This window comes from Pedobacter sp. HDW13 (assembly GCF_011303555.1).
Taxonomy (GTDB): Bacteria; Bacteroidota; Bacteroidia; order Sphingobacteriales; family Sphingobacteriaceae; genus Pedobacter.
In genome coordinates this window covers 3078585-3093157 of the sequence record NZ_CP049868.1, presented here as the reverse complement: position 1 = coordinate 3093157, position 14573 = coordinate 3078585, and the positions used below count along the sequence as shown (strand labels likewise).

15 protein-coding genes are annotated in these 14573 nt (G+C 38.8%); 7 read left to right on the top strand and 8 right to left on the bottom strand.

Annotated elements, in window-relative coordinates:
* Positions 1-52 precede the first annotated feature (52 nt).
* Together G7074_RS13215 and G7074_RS13210 are read left to right on the top strand one after the other, a co-directional pair.
* Entirely contained in the window at positions 53-1693 is a 1641-nt protein-coding gene (locus tag G7074_RS13215) for a glycosyltransferase family 39 protein (protein ID WP_166208771.1), read from the top strand.
* 1 nt (position 1694) lies between these two features.
* Complete coding sequence (locus G7074_RS13210) at positions 1695-2075, top strand: GtrA family protein (protein ID WP_166208768.1); 381 nt, start codon at positions 1695-1697, stop codon at positions 2073-2075.
* A 191-nt stretch (positions 2076-2266) separates the two neighbouring features.
* Here the strand turns inward: G7074_RS13210 and G7074_RS27615 are convergent, their stop codons facing one another.
* Complete coding sequence (locus G7074_RS27615) at positions 2267-2389, bottom strand: hypothetical protein (RefSeq protein ID WP_255420129.1); 123 nt, start codon at positions 2387-2389, stop codon at positions 2267-2269.
* Positions 2390-2528: 139 nt separating this feature from the next.
* Between G7074_RS27615 and G7074_RS13205 the strand changes: the two genes are divergently transcribed.
* Positions 2529-3029: a hypothetical protein gene (locus tag G7074_RS13205; protein WP_124561608.1), complete on the top strand. Its 501-nt coding sequence runs from the start codon at positions 2529-2531 to the stop codon at positions 3027-3029.
* Between the two features lie 13 nt (positions 3030-3042).
* Positions 3043-4011 (top strand): polysaccharide deacetylase, encoded by a 969-nt coding sequence (locus tag G7074_RS13200; protein WP_124561607.1) that lies wholly within the window; start codon positions 3043-3045, stop codon positions 4009-4011.
* Between the two features lie 121 nt (positions 4012-4132).
* Here G7074_RS13200 and G7074_RS13195 read toward each other — a convergent pair whose 3' ends face one another.
* Both G7074_RS13195 and ahcY read right to left on the bottom strand, forming a co-directional pair.
* The gene (locus G7074_RS13195) at positions 4133-4474 is read right to left on the bottom strand and encodes a DUF6370 family protein (RefSeq protein WP_124561606.1); all 342 of its coding nucleotides are present in this window, start codon (positions 4472-4474) and stop codon (positions 4133-4135) included.
* Positions 4475-4749: 275 nt separating this feature from the next.
* A complete protein-coding gene (ahcY, locus tag G7074_RS13190) occupies positions 4750-6066 on the bottom strand; it encodes an adenosylhomocysteinase (protein WP_124561605.1) in 1317 nt (438 codons plus the stop codon).
* 257 nt (positions 6067-6323) lie between these two features.
* On the opposite strand from ahcY, the gene G7074_RS13185 reads away from it, so the two are divergent.
* The gene (locus G7074_RS13185; RefSeq protein WP_166208765.1) at positions 6324-7301 is read left to right on the top strand and encodes a Gfo/Idh/MocA family protein; all 978 of its coding nucleotides are present in this window, start codon (positions 6324-6326) and stop codon (positions 7299-7301) included.
* Positions 7302-7569: 268 nt separating this feature from the next.
* On the opposite strand, the gene G7074_RS13180 is transcribed toward G7074_RS13185, so the two are convergent.
* Positions 7570-8982 (bottom strand): alpha-L-fucosidase, encoded by a 1413-nt coding sequence (locus G7074_RS13180; protein ID WP_124561603.1) that lies wholly within the window; start codon positions 8980-8982, stop codon positions 7570-7572.
* Positions 8983-9166: 184 nt separating this feature from the next.
* Complete coding sequence (locus G7074_RS13175; protein WP_124561602.1) at positions 9167-9469, bottom strand: GNAT family N-acetyltransferase; 303 nt, start codon at positions 9467-9469, stop codon at positions 9167-9169.
* A 309-nt stretch (positions 9470-9778) separates the two neighbouring features.
* On the opposite strand from G7074_RS13175, the gene G7074_RS13170 reads away from it, so the two are divergent.
* Together G7074_RS13170 and G7074_RS13165 are read left to right on the top strand one after the other, a co-directional pair.
* A complete protein-coding gene (locus G7074_RS13170) occupies positions 9779-10207 on the top strand; it encodes a CBS domain-containing protein (RefSeq protein WP_124561601.1) in 429 nt (142 codons plus the stop codon).
* Positions 10208-10215: 8 nt separating this feature from the next.
* A complete protein-coding gene (locus G7074_RS13165; protein ID WP_124561600.1) occupies positions 10216-10584 on the top strand; it encodes a hypothetical protein in 369 nt (122 codons plus the stop codon).
* 53 nt (positions 10585-10637) lie between these two features.
* On the opposite strand, the gene G7074_RS13160 is transcribed toward G7074_RS13165, so the two are convergent.
* The 3 genes from G7074_RS13160 to G7074_RS13150 all read right to left on the bottom strand — a co-directional run bounded on the left by G7074_RS13160 (position 10638) and on the right by G7074_RS13150 (position 14297).
* Positions 10638-12086, bottom strand: coding sequence for a M28 family peptidase (locus G7074_RS13160; protein WP_124561599.1), 1449 nt, complete (start codon positions 12084-12086; stop codon positions 10638-10640).
* 184 nt (positions 12087-12270) lie between these two features.
* On the bottom strand, positions 12271-13326 hold the full coding sequence (locus tag G7074_RS13155; protein ID WP_124561598.1) for a TerC/Alx family metal homeostasis membrane protein: 1056 nt from the start codon (positions 13324-13326) through the stop codon (positions 12271-12273).
* A complete protein-coding gene (locus tag G7074_RS13150) occupies positions 13326-14297 on the bottom strand; it encodes a polyprenyl synthetase family protein (RefSeq protein WP_124561597.1) in 972 nt (323 codons plus the stop codon). Before G7074_RS13150 ends, G7074_RS13155 begins: the two co-directional genes overlap by 1 nt.
* Positions 14298-14573 lie beyond the last annotated feature (276 nt).

Genomic DNA, 14573 nt, shown 5'->3' with positions numbered 1-14573 from the left:
CTTAAACCTTGAAAAAATTTGACTTTTTTTTGCTCATATTTGCTTCTCGTAAATGAATATAAAGGATACTACATTATATAAGCTCCTGATTGCACTAATTGTACTGGTGAGTACTTTTGCCCTATTCGGCGGTATAATGGAACCCGATTCGGCACTCTACGCTTCTATTGCCAAAAATATGGTACTTAGAAACGACTGGGTTAACATTTATGTGCGTGGATTAGACTGGCTCGATAAACCACATTTAACCTTCTGGCTGGCCGCCGCCTCATTTAAAATCTTTGGCATTAATGCCTTTGCTTATAAACTTCCATCTTTTCTCGCCGGTCTGCTGGGTGCCTGGTATTTGTATAAACTTGCTAAAAGCATTTATAGTGAAAAGACCGGATTAATCAGTGCGCTGATTTTGCTTAGTTCACTGCATATACTCATTTCAACCTTCGATGTTCGCGCCGAGGTTTACATTACCACCTTTACCTTAGCAGCCATTTATCACTACTATAAAGCGCATCAAAGTTCTTTTTGGCATATTGTGCTGGGCTCATTCTTCTCGGCCTGTGCCATTATGATTAAAGGCATATTTGTTTTGATTCCGGTTTTTGGTGGTTTCATTATTTATTGGCTCCTAACCAAACAGTTTAAGCAACTATTAAAATTAAAATGGTGGCTGGCCATTGTACTGATTTTCATTTTTATCATTCCGGAACTGTACACCCTTTACGTTCAGTTTGATTTACATCCTGAAAAGCTGGTGTTTGGGAAAACGGGGATATCGGGCATAAAGTTTTTCTTTTGGGATAGTCAGTTTGGGCGCTTTTTTAACAATGGTCCCATTAAAGGTAAAGGCGATATTTCTTTCTTTTTGCATACCACACTTTGGGCATTTTTACCCTGGTCGATATTATTTTATACTGCCGTGGTTAATTTATTCAAAAAGAAAAACCGCAGCAATTTACCTCCCGAAAGCATCATGATCTGGACGAGTGCAGCAATCACCTTCCTGCTTTTCTCTTTATCGAAATTTCAGCTGCCCCACTACATTTTAATTATTTTGCCACAATTTGCCATCATTACAGCTTTGTACCTTCAAAAACTGGAAAGCAAAAGCTTGAAAGTCTTTTTTACTATTCAAAATGTTTTGGCTGTGCTGATTACTTTAATCCTTAGCCTGGTGGCTATTGCCTTTGGCTTTAAAAACAATTACCTGGCCATTACCATCTTAGTTGTGGTACTTATTGCCTCGTTCATGGTGTTTAAAGGAATTAAAACCGAAACCATTTTGGCGAGAAGTACCATTATCTCAGCAAGCCTGATGTTGTTCCTTTCAATATTTTTCTATCCCTCGGTGTTGAAATACGAATCGGGCATGGAGGCCGGCAACTGGTTAAAAGCAAATTACCCGCAAGCGAAAGCTTCAGTTTTAATGTACCCTGATGCTTATTCTTTTGATTTTTATGCATCGGGAGATCCAAAATATTTTTGGGACTACGAAGAACTGGATAAATTTAAGGGCGATGAAAATCTGGTGATTTACGCTCCTGAAACGGAACTGCCTAAATTGAAAAAAGATTATAGCGCAACAGTACTAAAATCGTTCGAATACTATCACATTACTAAGCTTACCCCTAAATTTATCAATGCCAAAACGCGTCCTCAGTTATTAGAACATTTTTACCTGGTTAAATTGCATTAAAATGGATTTATTCTTCCGCATTATAAAATTTGGGTTAACCGGACTACTCGGAATGGCGATCGATTTTGGTGCAACATGGCTTTTCAAAGAAAAAATAAAGGTAAATAAGTATGTAGCCAACGCTATTGGTTTTACCCTGGCGGTAACCAATAATTACCTCATTAACCGTGTTTGGACATTCGAAAGCACCAACGCCCACTGGGGTACAGAGTTTACCAAATTTTTAGTAGTGAGTTTAATTGGCTTAGGCCTCAATACCTTTATCATTTATCTTTTCCACCAACGCAAAAACGGCACTAACTTTTATGTAGCCAAGTTTTTCGCCATCGTAATTGTTTTTGTATGGAATTTCTTGGCCAATATGCTGTTTACATTTAGATAAATGGTAACAATTTACCATTAAGAATTAAAATTATTAAGAAAATGTACAACAGACCTAATTTTACTTAACTGTCTTAACTTCTCCTATGATGAATTAATATGTTTTAATGTATTGAAGAGATCCTGAAACATCTCGGATTAGGATGACGATTTGGCGAATTAATTTGCTCTGGCTACAGAACCAATGAACTTTTAAGCCACATTTTTCCCGATAAAGTAAAACACAACAAGCCAAATCAACCCTTTAATCAGGAAGAACAGGAAGCCTACCAGGCCTACCCTTTTGAACCATAATTTTACTTTTTCTTTATTCATTACTGTTCTGGTAAAGATAATGGATTTGAGCTAAATTAGAAAGATTTTAAATAAGCTTTAAGCAATTTGCGTAAATTGCCTTTAGTTTTACATTCTAACGAAAATTGATTAGTTTCAAGGCACATTTAACCTCGCACTTATGAAAAAAATTATCATCTTCTTGTTGGTGTTAACTGCCAGTAAACTCCTCGCTCTTGAACAAAAATCAGTTAAACAAGCTAAAATACTTCCCCAAATAGCAGTTACAAGTATTGATACCACTAAGAAAATGAGCAGTCAGGATTGGAAAAGCGTGGAAAACGAGCTCAAAAGAGCATTGCCCAAAAGTTTGGTTAAAACCATGATGAAACAGTTAAAATCGGCAGAAGCGATGAGCAAATCAGGCAATACAACCGATCAGCGTGCTATAGCCAACCTGATTGCCAAAGGTATGGCAGATCATGCCGACGAACTGGATTACGAGTTGGAGAAAAAAGAAATTATTGACGATTTTAAAAATGGCGATTACGATTCTGCTGCCGAAAAAAGAGAAGCCAGAAAAGAAATGAAAGCTGATTTAAAGGAGCTTAAAAAAGACTATAAAGAAAGTTTGAAAGATAAAAAGAAAGATAAAAAGGCAGCTAATACCCAATTTATTTAAGCCACTTTTAATCATGCTAAAACTTAAAGCGCTTTTTCTATTCTTACTGCTGAACACCTGCGTTTATGCCCAAAAATTTGAATCGATAAGCAAGTACAAGGTAAATTATGCTTTGGCAAAAGGCGCTACTGACCAATGGCTTGCTATTAGGAGCTTCGCCGCTGAAAGAGTAAAGTATCTGTTATTGGTTAATCCACAAACATTAGATACCAAAGTTGATTTAGCCAATAACTACACCACCAGCAGCCTGAAATGGCCAAATGTGCTGGCAATTTTTAAAAATTCGGCTTACGTAAAATCTATTGAAGCAGCAGCGGCTAAAGATATTCAGCTGCAAAATGCAGGTATCGACCATGCTTTCCCTAATGAAAAGGGAATTACGTTAACCATCGACCTCTGCCCTTCTCACAAAGCCTTAGACCGTATTATTTTTCAATCGGTTTTTGATGAATTTAAAAAAATTGAGCAACCTGCCCCTCTTGCCATTTCGGTTTCGGGAAAATGGATGTTAAAACATGAAGATGATTTAAACTGGCTAAAAAGCCTCGAAGCCCAAAAAGAGCTGGACATTACCTGGGTTAACCATTCTTACAACCATGAAGTAAACAAATTGCCCCTGGCCGAAAACTTTTTGCTTGCCGCAGGAACAAACCTCGATGTAGAAGTTTTGGAAAATGAGAAACTGATGCTCAAAAACGGCTTAACACCATCGGTATTTTTCCGTTTCCCGGGTTTGGTTTCAGATAAGGCAATCGTTGATAAAATTGAAGCTTATGGTTTAATACCCATTGGAAGCGATGCCTGGCTGGCCAAGGGTCAGCAACCCAATGCAGGAAGTATTGTATTGATCCACGGAAACGGAAACGAAGAAATTGGCGTGAAAGATTTTATAGAACTGCTCAAAAACAGACAGGCCGACGTGAACCGCAAGCAATGGCTGCTGTTTGATTTAAGACAGGGATTGGAAAAGGAGTTTGAATAACCGCATTTTTAACCGCAGAGAACGCTAAGAAATACGCAAAGCTCACAGAGACTGAAACATAAAGCGTACAGATTATTTGTAAACCATACGTCACGCCACTTTACGCGCTTTGCGGTAAAATCTACTTCTTAACCGGCAATAACTTTATTTCTTTTGCCTTAAAGCGGTTATTCACAATTTCGCCGGTTACTTCTGCTTTGCTTACTGCGTTGCAAAAACCATGTTCGCCGTGCGCATCACCAAAATCGTCGATGTTTTTACCATCTACAAAATAAGGCTTGCCATCTATTTTCACGGCCAGATCACAATCCTTGCCTTTCATTTTAAACTGACATTCGCCACAGGCAATATCTACAGTTTGTTTGGTGATAACTTTTGCAGCAACTGCTTTTTTGGGCGTGGTTTGGGCATTTACTGAAATAGCAAATACACTTAAACACAAGGCAATGATTAAATTTCTCATGACTTATTTTTTATCAAATGTAGGATTTTAACAGGCAAAGAAATACTGTTTGGTGTAAAATAAACCTGAATAGAAACATCGTCATTTCGACTGGAGCCAACCGGTTTTTCACCGGTGGCGGAATGGAGAAACCTACAGACGCGATTTAGCTTCGCTGAGCACTGCGTGGTTCTCGACTACGTTGCACTCTGCTCGAAATGACGCTCACAAAACAAAAAAGGGATATGCAATGTGCACATCCCTTTTGAATATAAACTCCAGACTTCCGACTTTAATTAGTAACGATATTCGTCTGATTTAAACGGACCTTCAACCGGTACACCGATATAATCAGCCTGGTGTTGATCTAATACATCTAACTCTACACCTATTTTCTCTAAGTGCAAACGGGCAACTTTTTCATCTAAATACTTAGGCAAAACATAAACTTTGTTTTCGTATTTATCAGTGTTGGTCCATAACTCTAACTGTGCTAAAGTTTGGTTGGTAAACGAGTTACTCATTACAAAACTTGGGTGACCAGTTGCGCAACCTAAGTTAACCAAACGGCCTTCAGCCAATAGAATGATATCTTTACCTTCGATAGTATATTTATCTACCTGAGGTTTGATTTCTACCTTAGTTGAACCATAGTTGCTGTTTAACCAGGCAACATCGATTTCGTTATCGAAGTGACCAATGTTACAAACGATAGCTTTATCTTTCATAGTTAAGAAATGCTCGCCACGAACGATGTCACGGTTACCTGTAGTAGTTACAATAATATCTGCTTCTTTAACAGCTGTAGCGAATTTTTTAACTTCGTAACCTTCCATTGCAGCTTGTAAAGCACAAATTGGATCGATTTCGGTAACGATTACACGTACACCTTGTGAGCTTAATGACTCTGCTGAACCTTTACCCACATCGCCATAACCGCAAACCACAGCTACTTTACCAGCCATCATTACATCAGTTGCGCGACGAATTGCATCAACCAATGATTCGCGGCAACCGTATTTGTTATCGAATTTAGATTTAGTTACAGAATCGTTAACGTTAATTGCAGGTAAGTGCAAAGTTCCGTTTTTCATTCTTTCGTATAAACGGTGAACACCGGTAGTGGTTTCTTCCGACAAACCTTTAATTGCTGCAATCAGCTCAGGGTATTTATCAAAAACCATGTTGGTTAAATCGCCACCATCATCCAAAATCATGTTTAGTGGTTGTTGCTCCGGACCGAAGTGTAAAGTTTGTTCAATACACCAGTCAAATTCTTGCTCGTTTAAACCTTTCCACGCATAAACCTGGATACCAGCAGCAGCGATTGCCGCAGCAGCGTGATCTTGTGTAGAAAAAATATTGCATGATGACCAGGTAACTTCAGCACCTAAAGCCACTAATGTTTCGATTAATACAGCCGTTTGGATGGTCATGTGCAGACAACCTGCAATGCGTGCACCTTTTAACGGTTGTGTTGGACCGAATTCTTTACGTAAACTCATTAAACCTGGCATTTCTGCTTCGGCTAATTCGATTTCTTTACGGCCCCATTCTGCCAGTGAAATGTCCTTAACTTTGTAAGGGATGTAAGCTGTCTCTACTGATGACATAATTTTCTTTTTAATTAATTGATAATCAATTTTTTAACTGAAATTCAGAAGATTACACAAACTATTGGCAAACCTATTCTGATTAACAGCGTACAAAAGTAAGTAATTTTGATGTGAATACTAAACGCATATCGCTTTACAACTTTCAGCTAACCAAATTATACAGTGCAATTACTTTTCTTCAAATAAATTCGATGCTGGTTTTAAAAATCGCCGTCTATTGCTAACTTACTAGCCAAAACAATTTGCTTTGCTTTATGAATGAAATTAAATGGGGGATTATTGGCTGTGGTGATGTAACGGAGGTTAAAAGTGGGCCGGCGTTTAATAAAGTGCCCAACTCGTCGCTTGTGGCCGTAATGCGTAGGGATGCAGTTAAAGCTGCAGATTATGCCCAACGCCATGGCGTACCGAAATGGTATAGCGATGCATCTGAGCTGATTAACGATCCTGAAATAAATGCCATTTATATTGCTACCCCGCCCCTGCAACACGAAGCTTATACCATTGAAGCACTTGCCGCAGGCAAACCGGTATATGTAGAAAAACCCATGGCTTTAAATGCTGCTGCCGCGCAACGTATGGTTAATGCAGCAAATAATTATGGTGTGAAACTCAGTGTAGCGCATTACCGTCGCGAGCAGCCCTTATTTTTGAAAGTAAAATCATTGATCGATAAACACATAATCGGCGATATCCGCTTTGTTGATTTGCGCATGCTGCAACCGCAAAAAAGCAAGGTAATTGCCAAAACAGCTTACAATTGGCGCATGGATCCGAATATTGGCGGCGGTGGTCTTTTTCACGACCTCGCACCGCACCAGCTCGATTTGATGCTCTACTTTTTCGGAGCGATTAACAGTTTTAGCGGAATTGCGCTTAACCAATCGAAACAACAACCTGTTGATGATTTGGTAACCGGACGTATTTTATTCGAGAATGGTGTGGTATTTAATGGCACCTGGTGTTTTACTGTTGCCGAAGGTCAGCAAATGGATGTTTGCGATATTTATGGATCGAAAGGAAAAATCAGCTTCCCGATGTTTGGCCACCAGGTTAAAATTATCCGTACCGGTGTAGAAGAACAGTTTGATTTTTTACCGCTTGCCCATGTAGAGCAACCAATGATAGAAAAGGTTGTGGCTTATTTCCTGAATAAAAGTAAAAATCCCTGCAGCGGAGAAGAGGCCTTAAAAACCATGGAATTACTGGATGGTTTTACTTCAAATTTTTAAAAATAAAAAACTAATAATCAACACTTTAAATAAAAAAACAAACAATTTTATAAAAATAGTTTAAAAAAATTAAAACAAAATTTTAGAGTGTTTGTCTATTATTTAGTTTGTTTGGTTTAAGCTTTATACGATGGATGTTGTATACTGCAAAATAATTTCAGCCTCATAGTAATATGAGGCTTTCTCATTTAAATAGCATTGCAATAATCAGCAAAAAAACTTCTTTGGACCAGTATACATACCAGTCGCAAAGAAATTTAAATGTTTTTTATCTTCTTTCGTTAAAAACCTGAAATTCGGCAATTGAGGCAGTTTCTTTCGAGTGTTCGATACGGATACGCACCTTACTGGTCCAAACACGGTCGAAACGATGGATTTTGATCCTGTCGGCATTATTACCATATGCAATTTTTTTCCATTCCACACCATTCCAGTATTCGAGCACATACTCATCTATGTTAGCTTTTTGCTCGGCAACAACAATCATATTTAAAGCCTGCTCATTTTTAAGATCGATTTCGAACCAGGGTTTGGCTACCGAGCTGTTCGAGGTCCACGAAGAACGGTAACTGTCATCATTCGCAAAATCCATAATATTCATATCGTCGCTCCAGGTAGCATTTGCGGCTTGGTTGATGGCGATATTGCTTGAAATAATGGGTAAATCAAGTGGTGGCAACATAACAGTACCGCCTTCATTCTTCCATAATTTACCTACTTCTTTCAACGATTCAATTGCGTTATCATCAATTAATCCATCGCGGTTTGGCGCTACATTGAGGATAAAATTACAGCTGGCCTCGTTTAAAGGTCTGATCAGCGTTTCTACAATTTCGTTAGGCTTACGTACGGGTACAGTAGGAAAATCGGTTTTCCAGAACCACGAGGTATTAATTGGCAAACAAGCCAAAGCAGGCATTACCTTGTTTTCTTTATGCATCCGCTGGCCGGCACCCATTTCGTAAGTTTTAATATCGGTGTAGTACAAACCTTCTGCAGGGTATTTGGCTCCATTCAAATCCATCACCAGACAATCGGGCTGTAAGGTTTTAATCAGGGTATAAATATCTTCAAAAGGAACATCATCATAAGAAATCCTAGACCATGGCGCATCCCAACCATCGATAATCAAAGCCTCGATTTTACCGTACTTGGTCAATAGTTCGGTAATCTGCTGCTTAATCATGTCGATGTGCTTTGGTGTAATCTGGTTTGGCCTCAACTTATGGTGCGTATCGAGGATAGAGTAATATAGCATTACTTTCAGGCCGTTGGCACGGAACGCATCGGTAAACTGCTTTACTACATCTTTGCCATAAGGACTGTTCATTACGTTGTAATCGGTGCTTTTGGTATCCCATATGCAGAAACCGCTGTGGTGCTTTGTAGTTAAACAACCATAGCTCATATTGGCCGATTTAGCTGCTTTAGCCCATTGGTTAGCATCGAGTTTTTTAGGATTAAATAATTTGGGCGAGGCATCAGGATCGGGCCAGTCGGCATTGGCATAAGTGGGAATATTGTAGTGGATAAACATACCAAAACGCAAATCGACAAATTTTTGCTGAAGTTGGTTAAGCTGTTTTGCGGCTTCAGCATTTTTAAATTGTGCTTTCACCAGTGGCGAAATCAAGAGTAATAACACAACTAAAACGTTTTTCTGAATGGATACAAGTTTCATTTTCGGATAAGGTAATTTATAAAATAGTTAAGTTTTGGTTTTAAAGGTATTGGATAAATTTAGTCAAAAACATCCAGGGCTAATTTCAGCCGTCAGGCCGGTATTTAAGTATTTGGGGAATTTTCAGTCAGATGAACTGCCGGGGCAAATCTGACTGAAAAACAGCTGCAATTGGTTTACAGTATTAACGTTCGTTTTTCTTATTCCAAATGTCTTTATACAATTCTTCGTGTCTTCTGAATTGTAAATGCACGTATGGACACAATGGAATTACCATTAAATGATTTTCCCTCACATAGCTCACCATCGCATCCAGCAACAGCTTGGCATATCCCTTACCTTCTCTGTCTGGTTCTACCTCAGTATGGTAAACCGTAAGGTCGTTGCCCTGAATATCAAATACCATTTCTCCTGCTTTACCATTTTCGTCGAAAATATCGAATGAGCTTGGTCCATCTTCCTGAAGGTTTAATTTTACTTCTGCCATGATTTCTTAATTGATTTTGGGTAATTTTCTAAAATATCAATACCAAAGTATTGCGCGTGCCAGTGTATTTTGCACAAATTTTATTGGTAGCCGAAAGATAAGCAATAGAAATGAGCTCTATTCATTTTTTTGCGCCATTATATACAAACTAAACTTTGATAAAGGCTTTATAACACTTTACATTTTTGCTCAAATGGTAAGCGGATGTAAACCTTAAATACATTTTTGCAAACAAAGTGGAAACATAAAAACAAAACTTTGATTTTCAAGCAATTATTGCTTAAATTCAGATAACCAAATCTCAGTGTTATGAAAACCGTAAAACACTTACTTGATACCAAACAGGTGCGCATTATCTCGGTGCCCGAAAATATTTCTGTTCTGGATGCCTTAAAAGTAATGACCGAAAAAAACATCAGCGCTGTACTGGTGATGGAAGACCAAATGCTCCGTGGCATTTTTACCGAACGCGATTATGCCCGCAAAATCATTTTACAGGGTAAATCATCAAAAGATACCCTAATTAATGAAGCTATGACGGCTACGCCTATTACCATTACCTTAAACGACAGCATCGATTTTTGCATGGAACTGATGACTGATAAGCATATCCGCCATTTACCCATAGTTGTTGATGGTGAAGTTAAAGGCATGGTTTCTATTGGTGATGTGGTTAAGTTTATTATCGAAGATCAAAAACAAACTATTTCGCAACTAGAAAGCTATATTAGCGGGTAAAAGATTAAATGGAGTTGCAGGCGCTTTCAGATCAGGAACTATATAACTTAATTCAAGATAAAAATTTAGAGCCGGAAGCACTGGAAATGGCTAGGCAAGAATTTCTTGCAAGGAATCTCTCTATCGAAGTGGTGGATATTCTTGGAATGAATCGTGAAGCAGATAGCATAAAATTGAATAATAAAGATTTAAGCTTTAGTGATAAGTTCTCTATTATCGTATTTCCATTCGTTCCTCCACTTCAGGCAGTTTTTGCAAACAAACATTTAGCAAAGAATAATCTAAAAAGCTGGAAACAACATTGGAATTATGTTGCTTTAGGCTTTACTTTTTGGACCATCGTTATTATTCTTTTTGCCCGACTGTTTTTATTCTAAGCATATAATGTTGCCTGGTTTTTAGGAATTCCTTCCTACCATACAGCGACTTACTACTTCCACCTCCACTCGCCTGCTATAGTTAAAGGCTCTTTTAAATTCTGCGATTCTAAAAATATACGCAACTCTTCATCACCCTGAACGTCAACCGGTATTTTAGGAGTATTAGCTAAAGCATAAGTAAGCATGGCGCTGTAGCGTACGGTATTTTTCAACTCCTGCTCATCAACCAGTTTAAACGAATCTCCATCCGAGTGGTAAAAAGGCCCTGAATTATTGGGTAATTTACCACCAAAGCCTCCACCTGTTGGAATGCCCTCCAGCATAAATGGCTGGTGATCGCTATGTAAACCTGCACCTGCATTAAACAAATTTTTAAAACCGGTATCTATTTTTACAATCTCTGCACCCCAGGCTGTAAATAAATCTTTCATCTCCGCTCTCGAAGTCGAAAAGCCTTTCGGATCGTTGGTCATATCATAGTTGAGCATAAATTTAACCTGGGCTAAAGTTCCGTTCTTTTTGGCCTGTTCTACATAAGCCTTTGAGCCCAATAAACCTTGTTCCTCACCCATAAACAACACAAACTCTACAGTTCGTTTCGTTTTCAAATTCAGCTTTTTAAAGGTGCGTGCCATATCTATAATAGCAAAAGAACCTATTCCGTTATCGATGGCCCCAGTAGCTAAATCCCAGCTATCTAAATGTCCACCAACCACAATTTTATCTTTTGGCAGTTCGGTTCCTTTAAATGTGGCAATTACATTCCGGGCCTTAATTACACCCGAAAAATTTGTCATTGCAATATGGGCAACTTGCGCTTGCGTTTTCAGCTTTTCTTTTAAAGCCATGCCATCTTCTAAACCGATACAAATGGCAGGGATGGCGATTAATTTGCCCGTAACCGAAGCCGTACCCGTTAAAAGCACGCCATCTTTTACCGTATTGATGATAATTACTCCACTTGCTCCGTATTTGGTGGCAATGGCTGTTTTCTCAGAACGGTGAAGTGATTTTGTTCCCGCGGGCGAACCTGGTAAAACGCCCAGATAGATCAGCACAATCTTACCTTTAAATTTAGCAGGATTGGCCTGATAGTCGGCTTCCAGCCCATTACCGGCATCTACAATACCGCCACTCACATTTGCGCTTACCGGCGAGTGTGCCAGCGTTACCGCTTTCATTTTAGTCAGACTGTTTTTATCAGTACCTATTTCTACACTAATGGTTTTTCTGCTCCAGCTTTCTACTTCAAAAGGTTGAAACGTTACCTCGCAGCCGTACGATTTCAGTAAATCGAAAGTATATTGCTCTGCCTTTGCCCCATTTGCCGAACCGGTTAAGCGGTGACCAATGGTTTCGGTTTCGTATTTTAAATTCTGATAAGCTTTAGCATTTTGTTGCACATCGGTATTAATTTTCGAAAATACGTTGCCAAATTGATCTTGTGCATTGGCCAATATTGCCGAACAGATGAGTGCAGCTGAGAAAAGGTATTTCATAATAAGTTGATAATTGGGTGAAAATACAAATTTGCACCACAGAATTAATGCTGTAACGGTTATTTTGCTTTAGATTTTTTAGCAAAAAACCATATAAGCAATATAAGGCCTTTGTAGCTTACATGGGCTGATGTGTCTTATATGGTTAAGAAGGAGAGTAACAGAAAACCTTAACTCGTAAAAACTAAGGTTTAACATGCACCTTTTTCTTCGGGAAAGCCAGCGAAGCCACAATACTAATTACCAGTATGGCCAGGATAATAATCAGCGAGTGCTCAGTGGTAAAACCCCATTTCTCCAAATAAGTATGACCAAGCATTTTCACACCGATAAAAGCCAGCAGTACCGCTAAACCCGTTTTCAAATAATGGAATTTATGGATAATATTCACCAATAAGAAAAACATAGACCGCAAGCCCATAATGGCAAAAATGTTTGAGAAAAATACAATATACGGATCTTTGGTTACTGCAAAAATAGCCGGAATTGAATCGACAGCGAATAACAAATCGGTAAACTCAACAATCAACAACACCAAAAACAAAGGTGTAACCAGGGTTTTGTGATTAATTTTTACAAAGAATTTTTTACCCTCATATTTAGGGTGTATTGAAAATATTTTCGAAGCCCATTTAACTACAGGGTGGTTTTCAGGATCTATTTTGTCATCATCGTCGTTGCTGAAGAACATTTTTACGCCTGTAAAAACCAGGAATGCACCAAAGAGGTATAAAATCCAGGCAAATTTGGCAATAAGTGCAGCACCAACAAAAATGAAGATGAAACGCATAATAATTGCACCCAAAATACCCCAGAACAATACACGGTGGTAATATTTCTCTTCAACCGCAAAGGCCGAGAAAACGAGTACAATTACAAAAATATTATCAACCGAAAGGGCATACTCTATTACGTAACCTGTTAAAAACTCCAGCCCCAGGTTTTGCCTGTAAATGGCTAAGCTGCCATCAAAATCATCAGGAATTAGTTTAATATGGTGCTGATGACTGATTACAATATCTTTCAGGTGGCTGAAATCCTTAATTCCATGCAGCTGATGACCCTCTGTTAACAACAAAAAATAAAAGCCCAAAGCCAGGGCAACCATAACCAAACTCATTATGCCAGCTTGTTTTAAGCTAACGACATGCTCTTTCCGGCTAAAAAGGCCTAAATCCAAAGCAAGTATCAGTACAATAAACAAAAGGAAACCTAAGCTGAAAAGTAGTTCGTTAGTCATTATTTTTTACGTTCTGTAGTATAAAGTACAAGCTGTTCTAAACCTGTTCTGGCTTCGCCGGCATCAAACCCGTGCAAAATAGCAAAAGCTTCGTTCTGGTATTCTAGCATTTTTTGGTTAGCATAATAAACCCCTTCATGCGCATTTACAAAATCAATAATCTGCTGAATTTTAACCGGATCATCCTGGTGGTTTTTAACCAGGTTAATCATTTGTTTACGTTCAGTTTTCTCGGCTTTGTTTAACGCATAAATTAAAGGTAAGGTTACTTTTTTCTCTTTGATATCAATGCCTAATGGTTTACCCACATCATCGGTACCAAAATCGAAAGTATCGTCTTTAATCTGAAATGCGATCCCTACTTTTTCGCCAAACAGGCGCATTTTTTCAATTGTTGCATCATCAGCCCCGGCCGATGCAGCACCCGCAGCGCAGCAAGAGGCAATTAAAGAGGCCGTTTTCTGGCGGATTACATCAAAGTATAAATCTTCCGAAATATCCATCCGTCGCACCTTTTCTACCTGCAGCAACTCACCCTCGCTCATTTGTTTTACCGCTTCCGATACTATTTGTAACAAACGGTGCTCGTTATTGTTTACCGAAAGCAAAAGCCCCTTGGCCAACAAATAATCGCCTACCAAAACGGCAATTTTATTCTTCCATAAAGCATTTATCGAGAAAAAGCCACGGCGCTCGTAGGCGTTATCCACCACATCATCATGCACCAGCGTAGCCGTGTGTAAAAGTTCTACCAATGCAGCCCCACGGTGTGTAGATTCTGTAATTCCACCGCACAATTTAGCAGCAAAAAACACGAACATAGGCCGCATTTGTTTCCCTTTTTGCTTTACAATGTAATGGGTAATCCTATCCAGCAACGGTGCGTCGCTATGCATAGATTCTTTAAAGGTTTTTTCAAACGCTTTAATATCAGCAGCAATAGGTGTTTTTATCTGTTCGATTCCCGGCATTAAGTCGAAAAATTTTGATTGCAAACTTAAGCTAATTTCCCATAAAAAGATAATCTAATGCAAAGCATTGTACAGGCTTAGTAAAGCAGTGCCAGCAATTATTTAGTACTTCAGGCCTGCTATTGCCCATGGTCCGCGCCCCCATGCTTCGGGCTGTGGGCTATTTGGCGCTATCAGGTTTAAAATCAATGACAGGTGCAAGTAAATGTCCCCTCAACCGGCAAAAGCAATTCGCTAAAAAATTAGCTTTATTTATTTCAAAAGTTTACATTTAAA

Bases quoted from the DNA above. Each gene is read 5' to 3' on its own strand.
- G7074_RS13175 (WP_124561602.1), bottom strand. From the start codon at position 9,469: ATGGCAGAAGTAAAATTAAACCTTCAGGAAGATGGACCAAGCTCATTC.
- G7074_RS27615 (WP_255420129.1), bottom strand. From the start codon at position 2,389: ATGAATAAAGAAAAAGTAAAATTATGGTTCAAAAGGGTAGGCCTGGTA.
- G7074_RS13195 (WP_124561606.1), bottom strand. From the start codon at position 4,474: ATGAGAAATTTAATCATTGCCTTGTGTTTAAGTGTATTTGCTATTTCA.
- G7074_RS13215 (WP_166208771.1), top strand. From the start codon at position 53: ATGAATATAAAGGATACTACATTATATAAGCTCCTGATTGCACTAATT.
- G7074_RS13150 (WP_124561597.1), bottom strand. From the start codon at position 14,297: ATGCCGGGAATCGAACAGATAAAAACACCTATTGCTGCTGATATTAAA.
- G7074_RS13155 (WP_124561598.1), bottom strand. From the start codon at position 13,326: ATGACTAACGAACTACTTTTCAGCTTAGGTTTCCTTTTGTTTATTGTA.
- G7074_RS13160 (WP_124561599.1), bottom strand. From the start codon at position 12,086: ATGAAATACCTTTTCTCAGCTGCACTCATCTGTTCGGCAATATTGGCC.
- G7074_RS13180 (WP_124561603.1), bottom strand. From the start codon at position 8,982: ATGAAACTTGTATCCATTCAGAAAAACGTTTTAGTTGTGTTATTACTC.
- ahcY (WP_124561605.1), bottom strand. From the start codon at position 6,066: ATGTCATCAGTAGAGACAGCTTACATCCCTTACAAAGTTAAGGACATT.
- G7074_RS13165 (WP_124561600.1), top strand. From the start codon at position 10,216: ATGGAGTTGCAGGCGCTTTCAGATCAGGAACTATATAACTTAATTCAA.
- G7074_RS13200 (WP_124561607.1), top strand. From the start codon at position 3,043: ATGCTAAAACTTAAAGCGCTTTTTCTATTCTTACTGCTGAACACCTGC.
- G7074_RS13185 (WP_166208765.1), top strand. From the start codon at position 6,324: ATGAATGAAATTAAATGGGGGATTATTGGCTGTGGTGATGTAACGGAG.
- G7074_RS13170 (WP_124561601.1), top strand. From the start codon at position 9,779: ATGAAAACCGTAAAACACTTACTTGATACCAAACAGGTGCGCATTATC.
- G7074_RS13205 (WP_124561608.1), top strand. From the start codon at position 2,529: ATGAAAAAAATTATCATCTTCTTGTTGGTGTTAACTGCCAGTAAACTC.
- G7074_RS13210 (WP_166208768.1), top strand. From the start codon at position 1,695: ATGGATTTATTCTTCCGCATTATAAAATTTGGGTTAACCGGACTACTC.